This is a genomic window from Pedobacter chinensis, assembly GCF_003339865.1.
In the GTDB taxonomy this organism is placed as follows: Bacteria; Bacteroidota; Bacteroidia; order Sphingobacteriales; family Sphingobacteriaceae; genus Pedobacter; species Pedobacter chinensis.
Genome location: NZ_QPKV01000004.1, coordinates 276,989 through 301,808, shown reverse-complemented (window position 1 = coordinate 301,808; position 24,820 = coordinate 276,989). Strand labels below are relative to the sequence as shown.

The 24,820-nt window shown below is 39.0% G+C and carries 17 protein-coding genes; 7 read left to right on the top strand and 10 right to left on the bottom strand.

Annotated elements, in window-relative coordinates; all coding sequences use genetic code 11:
• Window positions 1-159: 159 nt before the first annotated feature.
• From DU508_RS11580 to DU508_RS11550, 7 genes are all read right to left on the bottom strand, one after another.
• Window positions 160-1,197: a Fic family protein gene (locus DU508_RS11580; protein ID WP_115402974.1), complete on the bottom strand. Its 1,038-nt coding sequence runs from the start codon at window positions 1,195-1,197 to the stop codon at window positions 160-162.
• A 156-nt stretch (window positions 1,198-1,353) separates the two neighbouring features.
• Entirely contained in the window at window positions 1,354-2,547 is a 1,194-nt protein-coding gene (locus DU508_RS11575; RefSeq protein WP_115402973.1) for a phosphoglycerate kinase, read from the bottom strand.
• A gap of 6 nt (window positions 2,548-2,553) precedes the next feature.
• The gene (locus DU508_RS11570) at window positions 2,554-2,985 is read right to left on the bottom strand and encodes a GNAT family N-acetyltransferase (protein ID WP_115402972.1); all 432 of its coding nucleotides are present in this window, start codon (window positions 2,983-2,985) and stop codon (window positions 2,554-2,556) included.
• A gap of 403 nt (window positions 2,986-3,388) precedes the next feature.
• A complete protein-coding gene (gene gap / locus DU508_RS11565; RefSeq protein WP_199562697.1) occupies window positions 3,389-4,393 on the bottom strand; it encodes a type I glyceraldehyde-3-phosphate dehydrogenase in 1,005 nt (334 codons plus the stop codon).
• Between the two features lie 85 nt (window positions 4,394-4,478).
• A complete protein-coding gene (locus tag DU508_RS11560; RefSeq protein WP_233509499.1) occupies window positions 4,479-5,555 on the bottom strand; it encodes an MraY family glycosyltransferase in 1,077 nt (358 codons plus the stop codon).
• 1,439 nt (window positions 5,556-6,994) lie between these two features.
• Window positions 6,995-7,735, bottom strand: coding sequence for a glycosyltransferase family 2 protein (locus DU508_RS11555; RefSeq protein WP_115402970.1), 741 nt, complete (start codon window positions 7,733-7,735; stop codon window positions 6,995-6,997).
• Window position 7,736: 1 nt separating this feature from the next.
• The gene (locus tag DU508_RS11550) at window positions 7,737-8,213 is read right to left on the bottom strand and encodes a hypothetical protein (RefSeq protein ID WP_115402969.1); all 477 of its coding nucleotides are present in this window, start codon (window positions 8,211-8,213) and stop codon (window positions 7,737-7,739) included.
• Between the two features lie 650 nt (window positions 8,214-8,863).
• Here DU508_RS11550 and DU508_RS11545 point away from each other — a divergent pair.
• Complete coding sequence (locus DU508_RS11545; protein WP_115402968.1) at window positions 8,864-9,592, top strand: hypothetical protein; 729 nt, start codon at window positions 8,864-8,866, stop codon at window positions 9,590-9,592.
• A 311-nt stretch (window positions 9,593-9,903) separates the two neighbouring features.
• On the opposite strand, the gene DU508_RS11540 is transcribed toward DU508_RS11545, so the two are convergent.
• The 3 genes from DU508_RS11540 to DU508_RS23725 all read right to left on the bottom strand — a co-directional run bounded on the left by DU508_RS11540 (window position 9,904) and on the right by DU508_RS23725 (window position 12,674).
• Window positions 9,904-10,401, bottom strand: a complete 498-nt coding sequence (locus DU508_RS11540) for a hypothetical protein (RefSeq protein ID WP_115402967.1) — start codon at window positions 10,399-10,401, stop codon at window positions 9,904-9,906.
• An 804-nt stretch (window positions 10,402-11,205) separates the two neighbouring features.
• The gene (locus tag DU508_RS11535; RefSeq protein WP_115402966.1) at window positions 11,206-11,619 is read right to left on the bottom strand and encodes a hypothetical protein; all 414 of its coding nucleotides are present in this window, start codon (window positions 11,617-11,619) and stop codon (window positions 11,206-11,208) included.
• Window positions 11,620-12,245: 626 nt separating this feature from the next.
• Complete coding sequence (locus tag DU508_RS23725) at window positions 12,246-12,674, bottom strand: hypothetical protein (RefSeq protein ID WP_147273622.1); 429 nt, start codon at window positions 12,672-12,674, stop codon at window positions 12,246-12,248.
• Window positions 12,675-13,208: 534 nt separating this feature from the next.
• Here DU508_RS23725 and DU508_RS11530 point away from each other — a divergent pair.
• The 6 genes from DU508_RS11530 to DU508_RS11500 all read left to right on the top strand — a co-directional run bounded on the left by DU508_RS11530 (window position 13,209) and on the right by DU508_RS11500 (window position 24,801).
• On the top strand, window positions 13,209-14,033 hold the full coding sequence (locus DU508_RS11530) for a polysaccharide biosynthesis/export family protein (RefSeq protein WP_115402965.1): 825 nt from the start codon (window positions 13,209-13,211) through the stop codon (window positions 14,031-14,033).
• Window positions 14,034-15,038: 1,005 nt separating this feature from the next.
• A complete protein-coding gene (locus tag DU508_RS11520) occupies window positions 15,039-17,438 on the top strand; it encodes a GumC family protein (RefSeq protein WP_158542161.1) in 2,400 nt (799 codons plus the stop codon).
• A gap of 1,459 nt (window positions 17,439-18,897) precedes the next feature.
• Entirely contained in the window at window positions 18,898-19,401 is a 504-nt protein-coding gene (locus DU508_RS11515) for a UpxY family transcription antiterminator (protein ID WP_115402962.1), read from the top strand.
• A gap of 1,520 nt (window positions 19,402-20,921) precedes the next feature.
• Window positions 20,922-22,724 carry an asparagine synthase (glutamine-hydrolyzing) gene (gene asnB / locus DU508_RS11510; protein ID WP_115402961.1) on the top strand — a complete coding sequence of 601 codons (1,803 nt, stop codon included), beginning with the start codon at window positions 20,922-20,924 and terminating at the stop codon, window positions 22,722-22,724.
• 99 nt (window positions 22,725-22,823) lie between these two features.
• Window positions 22,824-23,948 carry a glycosyltransferase family 4 protein gene (locus tag DU508_RS11505; protein ID WP_115402960.1) on the top strand — a complete coding sequence of 375 codons (1,125 nt, stop codon included), beginning with the start codon at window positions 22,824-22,826 and terminating at the stop codon, window positions 23,946-23,948.
• Window positions 23,941-24,801 (top strand): ABC transporter permease, encoded by an 861-nt coding sequence (locus tag DU508_RS11500; protein WP_115402959.1) that lies wholly within the window; start codon window positions 23,941-23,943, stop codon window positions 24,799-24,801. Before DU508_RS11505 ends, DU508_RS11500 begins: the two co-directional genes overlap by 8 nt.
• Window positions 24,802-24,820: the final 19 nt, after the last annotated feature.

Here is a 24,820-nt window from a genome sequence, read left to right as displayed (position 1 = left end):
TTAGCATCAAAAAAATGAGAAAAATTAAACTTTACCATAAGCTCTACAAGCTTAACTACTGATTATGAACCTATTCTATTAAATTGAAGTTAAGTGTCACGGTTGCCCAGTTTTTTTATTATTCCTTTAACAAAGGGCAAAGTTCCAAGCTTATCAGATCTAAAAATATGTTTTTACTGCAAACTCAAACTGGTCGATAAATATCTTTTTAAAAGCACTGATATTATTAAGCTCATAAAATACAAGCATAGCCTCTTTATACGCTATGGAGTCCACAGTTCTAAAAGATATTGGACAATACCCTGAAGCAATTAATATGGCATTCGCAACGATTCTGGCGGTACGTTTATTACCATCCGCAAATGGTTGAATATAGGAAAGAAGTACAAGTGTTAACAGTGATTTTTCTAACGGACTTTCCTTTTCATTTATCAATGTACACATCTCCGTTAATGCCTCACGGATTTGATATTCATTATCCAACGGAACATAGTTCGTACCAGTAATTCCTACTTTGTTATGACGAATGCTACGTTCCACGTCAAGATCACGGATCAATATGGTATGAATATCTTCGATTCCCCTGATACTTAGCGGAAAAACGTAGTCTTTGTGTTCGATGATAAAATTTAATGCCTCTTTATGATTCAATAACATTACTGCATCATCTTTAGGTTTTCCTGAAGCAGTCTGTTTTTCTTTAAGCAATCTTTCCGTTTCCAAAAGCGAATAAGTATTACCCTCAATTTGAGATGATTTCCAGCTTAGATCTATTGCTAACCGTTCCATCTCTTTATCATAAACAGTACCAGATAATTTTGCAATATTATCTAAGAACTTAAGATGCAATAAATCTAATTTTTCTCGCTCTTTGATTGTGAAAATGGTGGCTTTGGCAAGCACGTCTTTAATCAGCGAGAAATCAAAAGTATCTTTTATAAGCCTTTCATCCTGCTCCCTTTGGAAATAATCCTGGGTATTCACTTCGTAAAGCAGATTGTATTCAGGACTGATATCATACCTTGTCCCCTTAAGCTTCCCTTGTGATACAACAAGTTTTTCGGATATAAGTTCAGTTAAAAGTCGTTTTAAAGTAGAATAGCCTATTATTCCTCCCAAACCTTTATGAATATCGTTGGAAGAACGTAGCGGGTTTTGTTTTATATAGTTAATAACCTGTATTTGAATTGGCGTCATTTTATGGCTCTTTAAAAAAGTAAATATAGCTCTAATTTAAACAAAACAGAGCTATAAATTCAAACCGCCTGAGCTATATATTCCAAGTCAAAAAATTCCTGCAAAAAAATAGCTTCATATCTGTTATGAAGCTATTGATCTGCTAAAGAATCAAAATCAGTCGTTAATCGCTTTCACACCAGGTAATTCTTTACCTTCCATATATTCAAGTAAAGCGCCGCCACCAGTTGATACGTAGCTTACTTGATCTTCCATTCCAAATTTAGCAATCGCTGCTGCAGAATCGCCACCGCCGATTAAAGAGAAAGCGCCGTTATCTTTTGTGGCTGCTACCACGGCATCAGCTACAGCTTTGGTTCCCACCTGAAAACTTTCCATTTCAAAAACACCCATTGGACCATTCCATAATAATGTTTTAGAATTTTTGATGATGTCCTGAAACAAGGCTACTGATTTTGGACCGATATCCAGTCCCATCCAATCTGCCGGAATCTGACCTGAATCCACATCTTTTTTATCGGCATCGTTCGCAAATTTATCTGCAATCACAGTATCAACCGGAAGCACCAGATTGACACCTTTTGCTTTTGCTTTTTTAATCAGTTCCAATGAAAGTTCCTGCTTATCTGCCTCCAAAAGAGAGGTTCCTATTTCTCCGCCCTGAGCTTTGGCAAAGGTATATGCCATACCGCCACCAATGATCAGATTATCTACTTTCTCTAACAATTTTTCGATCAGAAGAATTTTATCAGACACTTTTGCTCCACCCATAATAGCGGTAAAAGGACGTTCTGCATGATTGAGGATTTTCTCTGCATTTTCTACTTCAGAAGCCATTAAGTAGCCGAAATATTTCGCATCAGGGAAAAACTGAGCAATAATAGAGGTGGAGGCATGTGCACGGTGTGCGGTTCCGAATGCATCATTCACATATACATTACCAAGCTTTGATAATTTTTCAGCAAAGGCAACATCTCCTTTTTCCTCCTCCTTGTAAAAACGAAGATTTTCAAGCAATAAAACCTCGCCTGGAAAAAGATTTTTAGCTTGCTTAACCGCACTTTCTCCAATGCAATCATCAGCAAATTTCACTTCCAGATCCAACATTCTGGATAGGTCGCCTAAAATATGTTTTAACGAATACTTATCTGTCGGGCCATCTTTTGGTCTGCCGAGGTGCGACATTAAGATCACTGATCCGCCATCATTTAAGATCTTTGTAATTGTAGGCAATGCGGCACGCATTCTTTTATCATCCGTGATTTTAAAATCATCATCCAAAGGCACGTTAAAATCTACCCTAACTAGTGCTTTTTTATCTTTAAAATCAAGCTGGTCAATTGTTTTCATGTTTTATTATTTTAGTTTTAGTCTCATTTCGTAATGGAAGCCGATCCCGGGAATATCAAATTCGGGCGATTCATTTATAAAACCAATTTTCTTATAAAATGTTGCCGCACCCGACCGGGCATTGCACCATAAATAATCCGTTTTATATTCTTTTAAATATTCTATTGCAAAATTAATCAATGCCGCTCCATAACCTCTTCCTTCAAAATAGGGATGTGTGGCCATACCCCGCAACTGATAACCTTCGCCATCATCAGGGAAAAAATCGTTTCTCATAAAACTTGCTATTGACCTGATTTCTCCATCTTCAACGAAGCCCATATGAAAAGTATCGTAAGCTTTATCACCATCAAAAACACATTCTTCGAGTGGTTTGCCATTTCTCAAAACCAAACTTCTTAAGGGTAGAACTTCTTCCGGAAGAATAAATTTAACCATAGTTTTATTATTAAGGGATGTTTATCAGGTATCCGGGCACTTGGAAAGGATGCTGCGCAAACGTTTGCAAAGTTAACAAAGCATTTGAAACCGTATTAAAAATGGAGAATGAATTTTGAAAAATTTGAAGACTCGTTGTTTAAATCGGAGAAATTATTACATCGGTTGGTAAGACACCAACCGATAAGCCCGACGGCGGTGGCATGATTCGCCACAGGAAAAATGATGTGCTATTTCGTTTCGTGAGGACACGAAACCGAGGCGCTTGTTCTATCGGTTGGTGTCCTTACCAACCGATAAAAAAAATGATGTGCTAAACATGGATGATAATTTGTTCCGAACAGCTATGGTAGGCCATCAACCATGGAAATGACGGATCTTTGAACACACATTCCATCCTGATTTATTCAGAAACGGAATTTTTCAGTTTACTGATTTTTTTAACCACATCAATCAATCTGCTGCTATAACCAAATTCATTATCGTACCATCCGACCACCTTAACCAGATCACCTACAATAGAAGTAAGTAAGGAATCGAACGTGCAGGAATGTGGGTTATCGATAATATCAACCGAAACGATTGGATCTTCTGTATATTGCAAAATCCCTTTCAATTCATTTTCTGAGGCGAATTTAAAAGCGGCATTGATCTCTGCGATGGTCGTTTTCTTCTTTAAAAGACAAGTAAAATCGGTAAGGGATCCGTTTAAAACCGGTACTCTTATTCCTGCACCACCTAAACGACCATCCAATTCAGGAAAGATATGTGTTATTGCCTTTGCTGCACCCGTTGTGGTCGGAATAATGGATGATGAAGCGGCTCTTGCTCTGCGTAAATCTTTATGGTTTGCATCATGAAGATTTTGGTCGCCCGTCATAGAATGAATGGTTGTGATATACCCTTCTTCCACTCCCCAGTTATCATTCAAAATCTTGATCATTGGCGCTATATTATTAGTGGTACAGCTTGCATTGGAGAGAATGTTACTGGTCAAATCAATTTTATCATCATTTACCCCTAATACTACCATTGGAATATCATCAGCAGCCGGGGCAGATATCAGCACCTGGCTTGCTCCGGCAGTAATATGTTTTTCGGCAGCAAAACTGGTCAGATTTCTCCCTGTACAATCAATTACTATATCTACTCTTAATGCCGACCAGGGTAATTCGTCAGCCTCTTTAATCGCAAAAACAGGAATTGCCTGTTTTCCTACGACCAAAGCATCTGGTTGAGCAGCAACCTCTCCGGCATAAACACCGTGAACGCTGTCATATTTGAACAAATGCGCCATTGTTTTGGCATCAGTCAAATCATTTATTGCTACAACATCAAAGCCTTCGGCCAATGCCAAACGCAAAAAGGTTCTTCCTATTCTACCGAAACCATTAATTGCCAGTCTCATTATTTTAAAATTTAAAGCGCAAAATTAGTTTTTATTTTGACATTAAAGTTCAGGAGCTGAGATACTGGAAATTATTTACAAAAATCTAGTTTGATTTTTTTACCAGGCGCCAGGTAATGATGGAGTTATAAATCACACAAATGAATATCAAGAGAAAAATTAAAAGAAAATTTCCGAGATGCTGAAGAAGCACGGTAAGGGCAACAATCCCGAAGTTAAGAATCATGGTTAACCAAACAATCTGGTTGGGTTTAAGGCCTAAACGCTGTAAACGGTGGTGGATGTGATCGCGATCACCGAGAAAAGGCGATTTACGTTTGATGATACGAATGCAAAAAACCCTTAAAGAATCAAAAATAGGCACAATCAATATGGCTACCGCAATTGCCGGCGCAGAATAAAATGTAGGGCGATTATTTCCTGTAAATTTATTTACTTCGATAAATTTTATCGCCAATGTTGCAGTGGTTAAACCAATAATTAAGGCTCCTGTATCACCCATAAAGATTTTGGCCGGAAACCAGTTGTATTTTAAAAAACCAGCAATAGCTCCTGCCAAAGCAAATGCGATAAAAGCATAGGGTATCTGGTTAGCCATACCGAATGAGATTCCGAAACACAGGCTCGCCAATATTCCGATTGCTCCTGCCAGTCCGTCTATTCCATCAATAAGATTAAATGCATTGTTTAAAAATATGATCAGGACGATTGAAAATGTACCGCCCCATAAGAGATTCATATCGCCAATATTTAAAACGCCATATAAACTGCTTAATCTAAAACCCCCAAAGAAGACTAATATCACAGCAACAGCTAATTGAAGAATAAATTTTGTATTGGTGTTTGTGCCATGAACATCATCCTTTAAACCCAATGCAGCAAGTATGATGCACGAAACAATCAAATAATTGGCTTCTTTGAAATTAATTAAGGCAGAGAAAAGCAAAATGCTAATGGTAAAACTCCCTACAATTGCCAAACCACCCAAACGCGAAATGTTACGTTTATGATTTTTTCTATGCAAATCATTTTTATCGAATAATTTGTATTTGAGAGAGGTAAATATAATGGAAGGAATACTGAGCAGCACCATGCCAAATGCAAGCACGGCAATGGCACAATAAAAAATTATTGGGCTTGAACTAATGGTATCTCTGAACAAAACGGGAACGGTTTGATGCAAAGATAGTTATTGAAATCAGTTTCATACCAAGGTTTTTGACAGTTTAACATGACATTAATCAAACGTGGGATAAAAAAACCTCTCCCCCCGCCCTCTCCTTGAAGAGAGGGGGCTGATTTACGGAACAAATAAAAACTTATCCTCCTAACTGCTCATTCAGGAGATAATCGTGGGAGCAATATTTTTCAGACCATGCTTGCCGCGATCATTCAACCTCTCCCACCAACCGCTCCCTGAAGAGAGGGAGCTGATTTACGAAAGAAATAAAAACCTCTTCTTCTAACGGCTCATTCAAGAGACAATCATGGCACACAATGTTTTTCAGGCCATGCTCGCTGCCATCATTCAACCGCTCCCACCAACCGCTCCCTGAAGAGAGGGGGCTGATTTACGGAACAAATAAAAACTTCTTCTTCTAACTGCTCATTCAAGAGATAATCATGGCACACAATGTTTTTCAGGCTATGCTCGCTGCCATCATTCAACCGCTCCCACCAACCGCTCCCTGAAGAGAGGGAGCTGATTTACGAAAGAAATAAAAACCTCTTCTTCTAACGGCTCATTCAAGAGACAATCATGGCACACAATGTTTTTCAGGCCATGCTCGCTGCCATCATTCAACCGCTCCCATCAACCGCTCCCTGAAAAGAGGGGGCTGATTTACGGAACAAACAAACCTCTTCTTCTAACTGCTCATTCAAGAGATAATCATGGCACACAATGTTTTTCAGGCCATGCTTGCCACGATCATTCAACCGCTCCCACCAACCGCTCCCTGAAGAGAGGGGGCTGATTTACGGAACAAACAAACCTCCTCTCCTAACGGCTCATTCAAGAGATAATCATGGCACACAATGTTTTTCAGGCCATGCTTGCCACGATCATTCAACCGCTCCCACCGCCCGCTCCTTGAAGAGAGGGGGCTGATTTACGGAACAAACAAACCTCCTCTCCTAACGGCTCATTCAAGAGATAATCACGGCACACAATGTTTTTCAGGCCATGCTCGCTGCCATCATTCAACCGCTCCCACCAACCGCTCCTTGAAGAGAGGGAGCTGATTTACGAAAGAAATAAAAACCTCTTCTTCTAGTTGCTCATTCAGGAGACAATCGTGGGGGCAATATTTTCAGAACATGCTCGCTGCCATCATTCAACCTCTCCCACCAACCGCTCCCTGAAGAGAGGGAGCTGATTTACGAAAGAAATAAAAACCTCTTCTTCTAACTGCTCATTCAGGAGATAATCATGGGAGCAATATTTTCAGGCCATGCTCGCTGCCATCATTCAACCGCTCCCACCAACCGCTCCCTGAAGAGAGGGAGCTGATTTACGAACGAAATTAGACCTCTTCTTCTAGTTGCTCATTCAAGAGAGGGGACTGTTTATCATAATAAGTGAACAAGGAAATCTTTGGTTTAAAACTGACTTAACTTGTTCAGCTTCTTTTTTAACAATACCAGGAGTGGGTTAGGAACATTATTTCTTTTTAATGCCCTATAATCGTTCTTTAACGCATTCAGCAAACTCGATAAGCCTTTATTGCTCACTCCACCTGTTCGCATATTAACCATTAAAACCGGCAGATAAAGTGCCTTTAATCTGTGCGTATGAAAATACCTTAAAATGAGGTCATAATCAGCTGTAGTTCCCATATCCAATGCATAATTTCCATAAGATTCAAATAAGTTCTTTTTGAGGTATAAAGTTGGGTGAGCAGGCATCCAACCCTTTTCTATATCATTATGGTTGGCCTGATGGGATCTCCATTCCCGAACAATCTTACTGTTTACCGGCCTAATGTAATTCAGATCTCCATAAACGCCCTGTATTTGGGGATTATTAATAAAAGCCGCAGCCACTCTTTCTATCACATCATTTTTAGCCAACATATCATCGGCATTCAGAATCCCAACAATTTCTCCGGATGCCAGGTTGATCCCTTTATTTATCGCATCATATAATCCTTTGTCTCTTTCGGAAATGAGGTGCCTGATATATTTCTTATACCCTTCAGCTATAGTTAGCGTTCGATCAGTGGAACCACCATCTACCAGGATGTATTCAATATCAGCGTAAGACTGGCTTATTACAGATTCTATGCAATCTTTAATATAAGTTTCGCCATTATAAACTACGGTAATAATTGAAATTTTCATCCTAGGGAACTGACAGCTTTTTTCTCAATTGCAAAAAGGCAACGCTTGCGGCAAAGATAAATAATAGCGGGATATAATTGTCGATTGGGCAATTAACAGGATGTATACTGGCATATACGCCATTTTTATATATCCTTGTTCCCACAGTAATGCCATCTGGCATTAAATGATATTGATAAACCGTACAACTGGGGCCGATGTCGAGGATGCATCCATAAGTGGCAGAACCGTCTGTACGATACCCACCTTCTGCTCCACTCATATCTATCACACCAGTTGTTATCCATTCAGTGGGGCTTCCTAATCCGTATGGCGTATAATAGAGTATTTCACTCATTCCTCTTCTGACATGGCAGCCATACGTTTGTGCGTTTAAGCCTGACGATACAGTTTGCAGCAGCAAATAGCATGAAACAAACTTAAAATTTTGGGATAAAAAGGATATAATGGGCGGGATGATTAAACACAACTTTTTCATAAGCTATTGAGTTAATCATTTATTGAATGTAGGAAATATTTATGGATTCCAAGAATCTGTTTAATAAATTCATTAAATGGATTGACTTTGAATGGTTTTCTCTGTTTATAGCAATAGCGGGAAGCGGTTTGTCTCTGCTTTGTGATAATCTGTTTGCTGTATAAGTTTTTGGAGCGGCTTATTGCCGCCGGGGCTTGTCCTTTTTCCTTGATGAAAAGGTAGCCAAAACCCTAGGCTTACCCCCTCCCCAACCCTCCCCTTAAAGGGAGGGAGCTATTTATTGATGTCAAAGCTTTTAGAGTGGAGAAAAATCGGGCGTTCGCGCTGCCTTGGACAGTGGTACATTAACGTTTACCGTCATTGCGAGGAGGAGCGACGAAGCAATCTGTTAGTCATCGTAAACCCAATTGCAGCAATGGAAAGATACGCAAACGCAGAAGTTTATTACCTGAATCTTTCATTACAGAACCAATTTATTGGTTACAACACCGCTATGAATCCAGGGTAAGTCCACGTTTTTATAGAAATATGTGGAGTTTTGGTTGTTTTGTTCTATCTTTAACAGGAGGATGGGGTAAAGTAATCTACCCTGATCCCTAATTGAATATCCAATCATCCCACAGTTTATTGTTTATCTATAATTTAATGTTATGGCAATATTTGATGGGAAAAATTTAAAAGGTTCAATTGGGAACCTGGTTTTTAGTCAGCATGGTAAAATAACGATTGTAAAATCGAAACCTGGTGTCGGCGGTGTACGGCAAACGGAAGCAACCAAGAAAAGTGCATCCATCTTTGGAAAATACATTAGTCCTTTTGCGAAGCAAATCCGCATGGCTTTCAGCTCCTTACATCAAGGGTTTTATGATGGTGCGATGATAAACAGAATGAACTCTGCTATTTCTACCATTGTTTACCAGCATATCCAAACAGATAACAATTTCAGCTTTAACCAAAACAGCTTTAAAAGACTGGAAGGTTTTGATTTTAATCTCGGTTCGCCGCTTGACAAAAGCTTGCTGCTAACTCCCATAGTAAATTATCATGAGGATGGGATTGAGGTAAGTTTGCCGTCTTTCTCCATCTCTAAAAATATTAGATTCCCCAGGAACACCACCTTATGCACCTTACAAGTTAACGTTGCTTTATTTAACATGAAGCAGAGGAGCACCTTCTGTTATCCTATTGAAAGTATCCTCATTGAACGTTATGCCAATGTATTTGATGGAATTAGCTTAACCTATGATTTTCCGGAAGGAAACCTGGCCATCATCGGTGTTGCATTACTTTTTTCTGAAAGTAAGTCCCGAATACAGCATAGCCCAAATGGTAAATTATTTCACCCCGCGGGGATTGTATCAACAGGGTTTAGGGTTTAGGGTTTAGGGTTTAGGGTTTAGGGTTTAGGGTTTAGGGTTTAGGGTTTAGGGTTTAGGGTTTAGGGTTTAGGGTTTAGGGTAAATGAATTACAAAAGAAATGGTTTTAAATTTTATTTCTTTTTCTGATGATGAACAAACCAAAAAAATACCCGTCTTACAAAATAGATGTTATACGATAAAGGAATTCTAGTAAAACAAAAATAGAAGAGTCATAGCGAGACGCTACGACTAGAATGAGTCAGGAATTCTAGAAACACTAAAAATAGAAGAGTCATAGCGAGACGCTATGACTAGAGTGAGGAATTAATGCTCAATTCGAAATGAGCGTTATGGCAAAACGATCCTTTCTTACACAAATAAATCCTGCAACGCCAGTCAATAAGACTAAAAAAGGTATGTAATCATCAAGTGGAAGAGAAGTTACGCAGGTTATTGTAAAATCTTGAAGTGTACCATTTCTGCTTGGGTAGTTAGGTGCAATCTTTACTCCACCCGATGTTGGATAAGAATTGTAGGTGGATGAAGACATAACAAAACACAAATCTCCGTTCCTATCAGGGCCTCCATTGCCGTACCTATTTACGGGTACTGTATTACAGCTTTCACTCCCAGAATAATTTATAGGGTAATTTGCTCCACTATCATTGTAAACTCTTTTGTTCCCTGAAAACGAACCGTCAGTAGTTCGTATCATACCAAGATAACTCACATAAAAAGTATTATTTACTAAACATCCCTGAGTTGAAAAAGCATATTCTGAAAACAAAAACAAAAGAACTATGGGACCAAAAACTTTAAAAACTTTCATAAAATTGAAAATGTAATTATCAAAAAAAATTCAAATAGTATTATAAATACTACAATTTCGGACAAAGATTGCAAAACATTATGAACACTTACAAGGCTTTAAAAGCAGTAGTTTTTATTTGACAAAAGAAAAACGGATCCGACTGATTTATAAATCCAGAAAGAATAAAAATAAATTGCTGAAAATCAGCATATTAATTAAACAAGAAGAGGTTTTCGGCTGAAACAAATTGATTTTGAGTTGTCTATATTCGTTGACAAATATCATGAACAAAATGAATAGTGTATGCTCAGAATTTTCAAATTGAGGTAAATGACTGAGGAATGATACTTACCTGGATGATTATATTTAATTCAATTTTCAATGTCAGTTTACGTTATCAATGAAAATACTTTCATCATAATCAAAACATACCCAACTAGCCCCAAGCCACTCTTAATTAACTCTTTACACAAGCTTTATTGGCTTAAAAACGCATATAGTTTACACTAAATAGCCGAGATCACAGAGATGTGAACTTTTTGATAAAAATCGATTCTGACTATGTACAATCATTGACAACCATCGTGAACAAGATGAACAAGGGCACCGTCAATTCAAAAAAGATAGATGGCTAGAGAAGTATCCTTGTCAGATGATTATTGGTAAAAAGTGTTCAAATTCAATTATCCAAGTGTCTGTTTACATTTGTATTTTTCATGGTCGGTGAGCCACCGACTATGGGGTAGGATAGGGTTATTTAAACATTTATAAACAAGTTGCATTATCCACATCACGTAAAAAACACCAAATATCAGGACACAACTAAATTGCTAAATTACGTTTCCGAATAAACACAAAACCCAAGCCTCCAAAACCCAATAGAAAGTAAGGAATGTAATCATCTATGGAGCATCTAACCCAACTATAGCTACTATAAAGACCTGGGTAAGGGTCAAAAATCCCTGAAGTAATCCTACAGCGTCTAGCACCCAGAATTGGCAATGTTAAAGTTGTTATCTCTCTGGCATTATAAGTTGTCTGGTCATTTGGGGCGCAGGGCAAAGTATTTACTATTGTGGCATTATTAAAAGTAATATCAATAATACCAAATTCGTTTCCTCTATATAGAACAGAACCTATCATACATCCAGTCTCTGCTTTCGCAGAATAACAAAACATATATAACAATAAAAAACCTAAATGTTTTAAATTATTAAAAGTTACAATTTTTTTCATATTTATCGGGAACATTTATCTAAACAAAACAATGCTCCAATCAAGTTTTGTAAGCATAAGTAATCTTTTAAAAGCTCTTTTCTGAATTATGATCTAAAAAGGCTTTCAGATAAAAAGTCATATGGCACAAAAGTATTGATAAAACTACAACACATATAATATCGCATGACATTTATCAAACAAAATAAATTAGTATAGCATATAATAAAATTTACATAATTTGTAATGGTTACTTTACAGACATCGATAAAATATGTCTGTTATTAAGAAGGAAATGTTTATCTTAAGCGGAAGAAATATTCGATTGTAACTTCATAAAAAGTTTAACAACCTTATCTTTTGAAGATTATTATGTAAACCGAAAGCTATATGTAAGCAGAACAAAAGGTGTTTTATTTCTTCATCCAATCAACGAAGGCTTGTTATTTAAGACATAAAATTTTAACAGAAAAAGCATCTATTTAATTATTGTATTTTTTTCTTTTTATCCTAGTGTGCGTGTCTGTTCCGTAAGGGAAAAGTTTCAATACCCTTTAGGATATCTTTACCAATTCCATCAAGAGGTAATAAATTAGGAATTCGGCAATGCCTACAATTAAGTAATACATTCAAAAGTTTTAAAGGTATTATTGATCAGATTGAACCAGAGATATTTTTCTGTTGCGCACAATGAAGAAGCCTAAGCTACCTGTAGTGAGGAAAAGCAAGGGAATGTAATCATCAAGAGGAATGGGACAATAAGTTATGTAGTTTACTAAATAACCTCCCAACGCATTATAAGGAGGGAGTGCCCCATGACGACAAGAATTGAATGGGCCTACTGATACAAACTCCTTGTAATAATTCCCGCATTGCGAGAGTGGTGGTGTAATAAGCGCACCACTTATAGAGGTAGCCAGACTATTATATCTACCTGAGCCTACTGGTGACTCGGTTGTATAAACTATGGTAGCAATTCCAGGTGTAGATGATATGGCACATCCGGTTTCAGCCCTGGTATTTTTAAAGATCAACAAAAGAAATAAAAGGGCTGTAGATGAACTTAACTTTCGCATATAACATATAATATAAGGTGGTAAAAGCGGTAAGTTTGATATTGATAACTAAGTGCAATTATTTTAAAAGGGAAATCAATTAAACTTATAATCTTAACAGGAAAACCTGAACTACCTAAATGGCTTGTCTTATTTAAACTAAAAGCAAGTCAGGCACCAAAAAGCAAATAATTCATAAACTGGCTTTTAAAAGCATTCCAAGCTGCTTTATGATCATTGGTAATGAATTTATATTGTGGAATTGTTAATAGAGCGGGTATTATTTTCCCCAAAAAGCCTCACAAACAATCATATCGACAATACTTATTGAGTATTTTTAGTTGTATTGAATTTTATAGCAGAGATGACCCCGTGTTATATACAGTATTTTCAATACAAGGGGAATAAGTGTTCTATGAACTGAATATGTGGTTTAATGATAATCGATTTAGGCTGATACATCAACATGGGTTTGGAGAGATCATTTCTTTTAAACATTTTTAATCTTATTTTTGTACAATACCCTTATCCTATATATTTTTAGGAAAACTAATTATGCAAGAGCCTCATTATTTCAAATACCTGTTATTACCATTTTTCTGTCTGTTGTTATTCGCATCTTGCTCAGTACGTAAGGAAAGGACTTTATTCAATGCCCCTTCAGATATCGTTACCGACACCATTAAACAAGTGTATGTGGTCAATGATCAGGGCATTAGTGATGCCTATTATAAAATCAGGATTAATGATCAGCTAGCTATCCGCAATGTTCAGAATTTCGAATTCGGTGCAACGGCAAGCACAAATGCCAATACCAGTACTACTGCAAATCAGAATAGTGCCACTGGAAGCATCAATAACGTACTTTCTTATCCGGTAGAACCAGATGGGATGGTTAACCTCCCGGCCATTGGCAAAGTAGAGGTGGTAGGACTAAGCAGAAGGGAGGCCGCTTTGAAAATCCAGGAACTATATAAAAACAAGCTCCTAAAAGATCCTATTATCGAATTATCGGTGGTAAATTTAAAGGTCACCCTGCTTGGCGAATTTAGCAGGCAAGGCAATTTTTTACTGGAACGGGATAACACGACATTAATTGATATTATAGGTGAAGCGGGTGGGATTACCAAAACTGCCGATCCAAAAACTTTAAAAATTATTCGTGGCGACCGGGCCAATCCTGAACTGATTTACGTCAATTTAAATGATATCAATAGCTTAGCCAGTAAAAAGCTTGTGCTCCAAAATCATGATATCATCGTGCTTCAACCCACCAAAAGTGCTGCCACCAGTGATAAATTGCAAAGTTTGAATAATATTTTGCAGCCGCTATTAGTAGTGGTAAACTTAGCAGTGCTGATATTTACAGTTACGAGGTAATTTGTTGGTTCATTAGTTCATTGGTTCATTGGTTCATTGGTTCATTGGTTCATTGGTTCATTAGGGGAAACAATCCGTTCAGACAATTTTGTATAAGATTGATAGAAGTTTTCTCCTTCCATCATTTCCCAGGCCGATAAATGCGTAACGGGGATTTGCTGGTGCGCCATGAGGGAAACTCCACCCTTGTTTTAAGGAGGGGGAAACCTTAAATCTTTCGCTGTTATGGCAATGGCATTGAGGGCGGATTCAATAACCAGTGGTTCTTTACTAACCCTTTACCTTAAAGAGCAAAGATACCGATTGATGGATAGGGGTAATTTGTACATTTCCAATCACTTTTGTTTGCATCGACAGAGATAACCTCTCCCCCCGCCCTCTCCTTGAAGAGAGGGAGCTATTTATGGAGGAAAGGAGCTTTTACGTTTGCTCCTTCCATCATTTCCCAGGCCGATAAATGCGTAACGGGGATTTACTGTTGCGCCATGAGGGAAACTCCCCTCCTTGTTTTAAGGAGGGGGTGTGATGGGGAGTGCGTTGGAGGGGTGGTTTTATTGGTGTTCCCTCCCATTATTGTCATTGCCAGGAGGAACGACAAAGCAATCTGTTTTACCAATGTATTTGGAGCTTCCTCGCCGCCAGAAGGGCTCCTACCTTTTTCTTGATAAAAAGGTAGCCAAAACCCAAGGCTTGCCCCCTCCTCAACCTCCCCTTAAAGGGAGGGGAGCTATTTATTGATGTCAAAGCTGCGGCGATGACGTTGAGGCCGGATTTGACAACCAGTTCTTTACTAAACCCTTTCCCTTAAGGGGAAAGGTGCCGATAGGCAGAATGGATTATAAGACTGTGCAAGTCTAGCCTGGCCGTGTTCTTAACGCACATTATTGACATTCATCATCAAAAGCATATAAACATTTCGTATAAAAATAATTTCTTTTGAAAAATTGAGTTTATCTTTATAAGCTTAATTTGATTTGTCCTAAACATTCTAAAAAACGATATACATTGACAGAGTTAGTGCAAGAGAAAAAGGCTGTTAGCCAAAGTATTGATTTCTATAAAATTTTCAGGGTATTCTTAAGCCGATGGTATTGGGTGGCCGGAACCGTTGCAGTTGCGCTATGCGGTGCCTGGCTTTACCTATGGTACACTCCGCCCATTTATCAAACTGGTGCATCTCTGAAACTTGAAGAAAGCAACCCTACATTGGGCACGGGTGGACAAATGCCGATGCAGAATTATAACTATACTGATAAAATACAGGCAGAAAGCTTTACCATTCGCAGCAATGAGGTTATTGCCAATGCGGTTAAAACGTTAGATTACAAAGTAAGTTATTTTTTGAAAGGCCGTGTGCGCACTACTGAACTTTATCCCAACGTGCCCTTTGTTATCGAAATCATTAAGCAGGATAGCGTCAACTTCGATCGTTCATTATATGCTGTCAAGGCCGTTGACGACCAGCATTTTGAGATTTCTGTTGCTGAAAATGAACATCAGAAGTCGACTTATCAATATGGGCAGTTGATCGACATGGGCAATATGACATTTCGAATTAAAGATAAAATCCCGGGAAATAGTGTCTACCAATTTAAATTTAACAGCAAGGAAGATTTTATCGGACGTGCAATGGGTGGGTTGAATATTGGAGAGGCGGCTCGTTTTACCAATGTGATGAGTTTGAGTCAAACCGACGGAAATACGGTTTTCGCAGCTGATATCCTCAATGCCATCATGAAGGAATACGTGAAGTATGATGTGATTCAAAGAAGAAGATCGGCACGACAAACGGTTGATTTTATTGATAATCAATTGGGTTTCATTAATACCGAAGCGGGAAAATCGGGCAGCACGCTAGCCAATTACAAAACGCAGAATAAAATGATTGACCTGGGTTCTTCCACCTCCATGACGGTTGGCAAACTTGCTGATTTTGAAAGACAAAAGACTGAGCTCAACATTAAATTATTAGGCATCAAGCAGCTGGAAGATCAGGTAAACAACAATCGCAGCAAAGTTGAAATTGGTGTGGATTTAGAAGGAGACCTGAGCAGTGGTTTGGGTGCTTTAGTCACTCAATTGAATACGCTTTTAGCCAACAGAGAAGCAAAACTCAATCAATTCACACCAGAATCACAACCCGTAAAGCAGATTGAACAACAAATTGCCAATGTAAAATCGAGCATTCGGAACAGCATCCAGGGCATGCGAAACAATAATGAACAAACCATTCGCTATATCGACAGTCAAATTGCCGGTGTTAACCAAAACTTAAGCACCATACCGGTAAAGGAGCAAAATTTTGTGAAATTGCAAACCAACTTTGAAGTGAACAATAAGGTTCGGTCTTACTTATCAGAGAAAAAACTGGAAGCCGAAATGAATGCGGCAGCCATTGTTCCCGGAGCATCTATTGTGAATCCTGCCTATCCGTCCTATTATGCCATTTCTCCAAATGACAACAAAGCATACAGTACTGCATTAATGTTGGGTTTGGCTTCGGGTTTTGGATTGATTTTACTTGTACGTTTCCTGAATCCTTATATTTATGATAAAGAAACCGTAGAAGGCTTAACCAATACACCTATTATCGGTGTGATTCGTAAATTTCCGGATTATATTGATCAGGACAGCAGACAGGCCCTTTCTTTGTCTAAACCGAAGTCTGTATTTGCTGAGTTCGTTCGATCTGTGAGAACCAATCTCAGCTTCCTGGCAAGTCATAAAGAAAGTAAAATTATTTGTATTACTTCAGAAATTTCCGGTGAGGGGAAATCTTTTGTGACCATCAATCTGGCCAGTACCTTAGCATTGATTGAGAAAAGGGTAATACTCATCGCAGCCGATTTAAGAAAATCTAAATTGCACTGGGCCTTTGGAAGCGACAATAAAAGAGGATTAAGTTCATTGCTTTCCGGCCAGGCGACGCTTGAACAAGTGATAACGCACGATGAAGTGCATCATATTGATTTTATCCCTTCAGGGCCCATACCACCAAATCCTTCTGAATTGCTTCATACAGCGGCCATGAAAGATTTATTAAAAAAGCTGGAGGAAGATTATGACTATGTATTGGTAGATACCGCACCTGTCGGATTGGTTTCAGATGCCATCCCATTAATCCGGTCTTCTGATGTTAATTTATTTGTCATTCGATCGGGCGTATCGCAGCATAGAGCTGCCAATATCCCTGAACGTTTATCAAGAGAGTATGGTTTAAGTAATTTGGCCATTATTTTAAATGCCTTTGGGGATGATGCCCTTTATTCGAATTACTACACCACTGATTACTCTCGTGGAGGCGGCAACAGCACTTATTACTATTCTGATTATAGTGGTTATTCGGGATCTGGATATTATGATGATGAGAATAGGAAGTGGTGGATGTTTTGGAAGAAGAAATAAGTGTTTTTTTTCCTCTCTCTCATTATCGTTATGAGGAGAAATAATGAAGCAATCTGTTTTGACAATGATTCTGGAGCTTCCTCGCCGCCGGAAGGGCTCTTACTTTTTTCTTGATAAAAAGGTAACCAAACCCCAAGACTTACCCCCTCCCCACTTTTGTTTGCATCGACAGAGATAACCTCTCCCCCCGCCCTCTCCTTGAAGAGAGGGAGCTACTTATAGAGGAAAGGAGCTTTTACGTTTTCTCCTTCCATCATTTCCCAGGCCGATAAATGTGTATCAGGGATTTAATGATGCGCCATGAGGGGAACTCCCCTCCTTGTTTTAAGGAGGGGGTGTGATGGGTAGTGTGTTGGAGGGGTGGTTTTTATTGGCGTTCTCTCCCATTATCGTCATTGCGAGGAGGAACGACAAAGCAATCTGTTTTGACAATGATTCTGGAGATTCCTCGCCGCCGGAAGGGCTCCTACCTTTTTCTTGATAAAAAGGTAGCCAAAATCCAAGATTTATCCCCTCCCCACTTTTGTTTGCATCGACAGAGATAACCTCTCCCCCCGCCCTCTCCTTGAAGAGAGGGAGCTACTTATGGAGGAAAGGAGCTTTTACGTTTTCATTCCATCATTTCCTGAGCCGACAAATGTGTATCGGGGATTTAATGATGCGCCATGAGGGAAACTCCCCTCCTTGTTTTAAGGAGGGGGTGTGATGGGTAGTGTGTTGGAGAGGTGGTTTTTATTGGCGTTCTCTCCCATTATCGTCATTGCGAGGAGGAACGACAAAGCAATCTGTTTTGACAATGATTCTGGAGATTCCTCGCCGCCGGAAGGGCTTCTACCTTTTTCTTGATAAAAAGGTAGCCAAAATCCAAGACTTACCCCCTCCCCACTTTTGTTTGCATCGACAGAGATAACCTCTCCCCCGCCCTCTCCTTGAAGAGAGGGAGCTACTTATGGAGGAAAGGAGCTTTTACGTTTTCTCCTTCCATCATTTCCCAGGCCGATAAATGTGTATCGGGGGTTTAATGATGCGCCATGAGGGAAACTCCCTGTTTTAAGGAGGGGGTGTGATGGGGAGTGTGTTGGAGGGGGTGGTTTTTTTTGGTGTTCTCTCCTATTATCGTCATTGTGAGGAGGAACGACGAAGCAATTTGCCATCCCCGTGGCAGCATTGAAGATCGCTTCACTCTCCACACATTAAGCGTACTCATACCTTACAATCTCAACATTTTTGACATTTCGCAACAACAAACTCCAAAAATAAATGATATCAACAGTGAAATTAATTAGTTTTGGTTTTGCATTGCACCAAATAACTCTTAACTGCTTATTAAAATAACAATCACTTTAATGATTGCCCATTCCCGTTGGTTAACTTTTCTGCATCACATCAATAAATTGAGTTTCAAAAGCTCATTAAAAAAACACCGCTATTCTTTCATAAAAATCCCGAGTTTTGTATCATGATTGATCACGAATATCGTTGGTATCCGGTTTATACCCGTTCAAGAGCAGAGAAAAAAGCATTCGATGAATTAATCAGAAAAGGAATTACGACTTATCTTCCTTTGCGCAAAACACTTAAACAGTGGAGTGACAGGAAGAAAATTATTGAAGAACCACTCCTAAAATCTTATCTGTTTGTGTATATTTCGGCCAAAGAGTATGCGGAGGTTTTAATGACAAATGGCATTGCCAGGTTTCTTTATTTTTCAGGGAAAATAGCTGCCATGCCCGATCAGCAAATTGAACAATTAAAGTTATTATTAGCTACAGATGAAGAACTGGAAGTGTTCGATTATGATATCAAACCTGGCGAAAAAGTCATAATTAAAGCAGGTCCATTTAAAGATATGGTAGCAGAAATGGTGTCCATACATAATAAACAGCGTATTATTTTGCGTTTAGATAATGTCGGGTATTCAATTAATATTAATACTTCGATGGCTTTTGTAGAGCCGATATAGGAATGGGTTTTGGGATTGTTGGAGTCTTAGCCAGACGGGCGTCTTTCTTTTTGACAACAAAAAGAAACAAAAACTGCCGGCTGAAAATTTTTATTCGGAAGTCAGTGGTTTGGCAGAGACATTGCCTCCCTAAAAATTTGTTAGGCCGGTGGAGAGTGAAACGGAGAATCAGTGGGAAGGCCTGACAGGGCGCAGGTCAGGATCAACAGGTGATCTTTGAAATAGGTTTACCTTAGGGTTAGAGGGATTGTTGGAGTCTTGGCCAGACAGGCCTTTTGCTTTTGAGAGACCAAAAGCAACAAAAGTCTCCGGCTGAAAATTTTTATTCGGAAGTCAGTGGTTTGGCAGAGACATTGCCTCCCTAAAAATTTGTTAGGCCGGTAAAGAGTGAAACGGAGAATCAGTGGGAAGGTCTGACAGGGCGCAGGTCAGGATTACAGGTGATCTTTGAAATAGGTTTACCTTAGGGTTAGAGGGATTGTTGGAGTCTTGGCCAGGCGGGCCTTTTGCTTTTGAGAGACCAAAAGCAACAAAAGTCTCCGGCTGAAAATTTTTATTCGGAAGTCAGCGGTTTGGCCCGGACATTGCCTCCCTAAAAATTTGTTAGGCCGGTAAAGAGTGAAACGAAGATTCAGTGGGAAGGCCTGACAGGGCGCAGATGTGAAACTGCATATAGCAGGTAGATAAAACAAGGGCGTGACATTGCCGCGAAAAATATGGTTTACGAGCCTTTCCCTTTAAGGGGAAAGGTGCCGATAGGCGGATAGGGGTTAATGAACTGAAAATGTTTTTTATTTGGAAGTCAGCGGTTTGGCCGGGACATTGCCTCCCTAAAAATTTGTTAGGCCGGTGGAGAGCGAAACGGAGAATCAGTGGGAAGGCCTGACAGGGCGCAGGTCAGGATCAACAGGTGATCTTTGAAATAGGTTTACCTTAGGGTTAGAGGGATTGTTGGAGTCTTGGCCAGACGGGCATTTTGCTTTTGAGAGACCAAAAGCAACAAAAGTCTCCGGCTGAAAATTTTTATTCGGAAGTCAGTGGTTTGGCCAGGACATTGCCTCCCTAAAAATTTGTTAGGCCGGTGGAGAGTGAAACGAAGATTCAGTGGGAAGGCCTGACAGGGCGCAGATGTGAAACTGCAAATAGCCGGTAGATAAAACCAGGGCGTGACATTGCCGCGAAAAATATGGTTTACGAGCCTTTCCCTTTAAGGGGAAAGGTGCCGATAGGCGGATAGGGGTTAATGAACTGAAAATGTTTTTTATTTGGAAGTCAGTGCTTTGGCCCGGACATTGCCTCCCTAAAAATTTGTTAGGCCGGTGGAGAGTGAAACGGAGAATCAGTGGAAAGGCCTGACAGGGCGCAGATGTAAAACTGGATCGAGATTAAACAAGAGTGTTGATGCTTTGACAAGCTCAACATGAATGAATCAGAACAAATAATCAGTTCATTTTTTTAAGAAAATGTGACTGAGGGGGCGAAGCTGTGTTCGGTCGTAAGTATCAATAAAAATTTAGTGTATGTGCCGCATTGCCGGAATAATTGATAAAAGCCAGAATTCAGCAGTACTTCAAAATGAAGTTCAAGCGATGTGTGATCTCATGGCGCATGGTGGTCCTGATGGAGAAGGTTTTTATATTGATATAGAAAATGGCATTGCATTTGGCCACCGCAGATTAGCTCTGATAGATCTCTCTCCTACCGGGCATCAACCTATGTTTTACCATGAAAACAAACTGGTCATTACCTTTAATGGTGAAATTTATAACTTTCAGGAATTAAAAGCAGAATTGCTGGCCAGCGGACATCACTTTCAAACCAATAGTGATACAGAAATTATCCTGGCTTGTTACCATGCCTATGGTACAGCAGGTTTTAGCAAACTCAACGGCATGTTTGCATTTGCCTTGCATGATAAAGACAAACAATTAACTTATCTGGTTAGAGACCAGGCAGGAATTAAACCTTTGTATTATGCTGCCGATGACAATAAATTAACATTTTCTTCGGAGATTCGTGCCTTTAAAGGCACGGCTTATCATTTTAATGAAGATCCTGACTGGAAGATTTATTTTTTAGCATTTGGTCATATCCCCGAACCCTATACCACCCTCGAAGCGGTAAAAATGCTTCCGAAAGCCCATTATCTTCAATGGAATCATGCCACAAATCTATTTGAGATTAAAAACTTCACTGCTGAAGTTAATTCAATGGAGATAAATGATCAACAGCGTGCTGTGAATCACATTCAAAAAACATTAAGAAGTGCAACCAAAAGGCATTTAATAGCTGATGCGCCCATTGGTTTATTTCTCAGCGGTGGTATTGACAGCAGCATTCTATGTTTACTTTCGCAAGAGTGCTTATCGGAAAAAAATGAGCAATCCCAACTTAACACCTTATCCATCAACTTTGATGAAGAGAAGTTTTCCGAAAAATCATTTCAGGATTTAATCAGTGCCAAAATAAATGGAAAACACGCTGAATATAAAATTGACAAGGAAATTTTCAATGCTAATTTCCCAAAAGCACTTCATTCAATGGATCAACCCAGTGCAGATGGGATAAATTCATGGTTCATTAATTATTTTGCTAAGGAAAATAACCTAAAAGCTGTATTATCCGGCATCGGGGCCGATGAGCTTTTTGGTGGGTATCCTTCATTCAAGCGGATGGCCATGGTTAAAAAACTAAGCAAATTGCCTGGTTTCGTGTTAAGAACGGGAATTAAATTTAATAAACCGGCTTTAAAAAGATCCTATTACCTCAGCTATAAAAACACGGTTGGAAAATATCTTTTTTTACGGGGAATATTTACGCCTGATGAAATTGCTGCATTGCTGGAATGTTCCATTTCAAAAGTTGACGAAGTTTTAACGACTGCACAAATCAACAATATTCCAAATGACCTTAATCCTGAAGAACAAGCCAGTTGGTTAGAGTATAATCTCTACATGCAAAATCAATTGTTAAAGGATACTGATAACATGAGCATGCAGCATGGGATTGAAGTAAGGGTGCCATTCTTAGATCAAGAGTTTGTACAAGCCGTTAAAAACATTGCACCTGGAATAAAATTCGAAAAATCGCTGCCAAAATCTTTACTGATCAAAGCTTTTATAAATATTTTACCGAAAGAAATCTGGGATCGACATAAGATGGGTTTTATTTTTCCTTTTCAACATTGGCTAAAAGAAAACGAATCATTTTTGAAGGGCCTTGAGCAAAATGATTATTCCAGGCAATTGGTTAGATCTTTTAAGAAAGGAGATTTACATTGGAGCAAAATATTGGCGTTGCATCAGATATGGGGGAAGGGTTAGGTGTTTAGGTGGGAAGTCGTTTAGTTGGGGAGTTGTTTAATTACCAAAGCACATTTGATTTAGAATTTTTCCACAGCTTAACCTTAAACAAGAAAATTATTGGATAGCAAAAAGATTTTGTTGCTTAGTTTACATACCTTCAGCTTAACGGGTGGAATAGAAAAAGTTTGTCGCTCGGTAACCAAAATACTGTCTGACTGGTCTGTTACACTTAAAAACACACCAGCAGTGATGAGTATGTATGACGAAAAACCGGATACCAGATATACTGCAAATACAAATTTCAAAGGTTTTAATGGCAGGAAATGGAGTTTTCTTTTACATGCCATAAAAGCAGGATTAAACGCAGACATTATCATTTTAAGTCATATTAATCTTTTGTCAGTGGCCTGGATCATTAAAAAACTGAAGCCTCAAAAAAGGATTATTCTGTTTGCCCATGGAATTGAAATATGGGGCAAATTAAGTCCATGGAAAACCAGTTTCATAAAAAACAATGTAGAGATATGGGCTGTAAGCCGATATACTGCAGATCAGATCATGATCCGCCATCATATCCCTAAAACACAAGTCAGCATTCTTAATAATTGCCTGGATCCCTTTTTTGATCCCCCAGCAGCGTTTAAAAAACCCAAAACGCTATTAGAAAAGTACCATCTGCCTTCAACAAGTAAGGTCCTTTTTACGTTAACCAGATTATCGCATAGCGAACAATATAAAGGCTACGACCAGGTTTTGGCAACATTAAAAGATTTACCTAAAGATGTTTACTATATTTTGTCAGGTAAAGCTGATGCCATTGAAACAAAAAGAATTACAGACTTAATTGCAGCAAATCACTTAACAGGAAGGGTACTGCTTACTGGTTTTCTCCCGGAAGAGGATGTTATCGATCATTTTCTTTTGGCTGATGTATTTGTAATGCCAAGTAAAGGCGAGGGATTTGGAATTGCATTTATTGAGGCGGCAGCATGCGGGTGTAACGTAATCGCAGGGAATCAGGATGGCAGCAGTGATGCGCTTTTGGATGGAGATCTCGGAACATTGGTTCATCCTGAACGTATAGCAGAAATTAAATCTGCCATATTAAGCCGCCTGGAACCTGCAAATTCTAATCAACATGCGATTCAACAAAAGTGTCTGGATACTTTTGGCTTTCAACGTTATCAGGAAAACATATTGAAGTTGCTTAACCTTTCCTCAATCCCATCCATTAATGGTTAATAAAGAAGAATATAACTGGACAATCGAAGCAAAAGCATCGCTGTTTGACCTGAAGTTGAATGAGCTTTGGGCATACCGTGATCTTTTATGGCTTTTGGTTCGCCGTGACTTCGTGTCGTTTTACAAACAAACCATTTTGGGGCCGCTCTGGTTTTTTATCCAGCCGCTATTCACCACCATCATCTTTACCTTTATTTTTGGTAATCTTGCCGGAATATCAACCGATGGCCTGCCAAAGCCACTATTTTACATGGCGGGCATTACTGCATGGAATTATTTCGCAGATTGCCTGACCAAGACATCTACCGTATTTAAAGATAATGCAAACATATTTGGAAAAGTGTATTTTCCCAGGCTCATTATGCCTTTAAGTATCGTGGTTAGCAACCTGGTACGCTTTGGCGTTCAAATGCTGTTGTTCATCTTCATGATGGCTTATTATTATTTTGTAGTTGATGCACACTTTGCCGTTACCTGGGCTATCGGCCTTTTTCCTGTTATTGTCATCTTAATGGCCCTATTGGGTCTGGGCACCGGGATGATTATTTCTGCCATGACAACCAAATACCGTGATCTTGCCTTTTTAGTGACTTTTGGCGTGCAGCTTTTAATGTATGCCACCACAGTGATCTATCCCCTATCTGAAGCTTTTAACAAATATCCCGCTTATGCCTGGATTATTGAGTATAACCCCATGACGCCCATTATTGAAACTTTCAGGTATGGATTTTTAGGCGAAGGAAGTTTTAGCTGGGGAAGTTTAGGTTACGCAACCGGAGTAACACTGGTATTATTGATTTTCGGAATTGTGATTTTTAACAAGGTGGAACGGAATTTTGTGGATACTGTTTAGGGTTGGAGGGTTAGGAGTT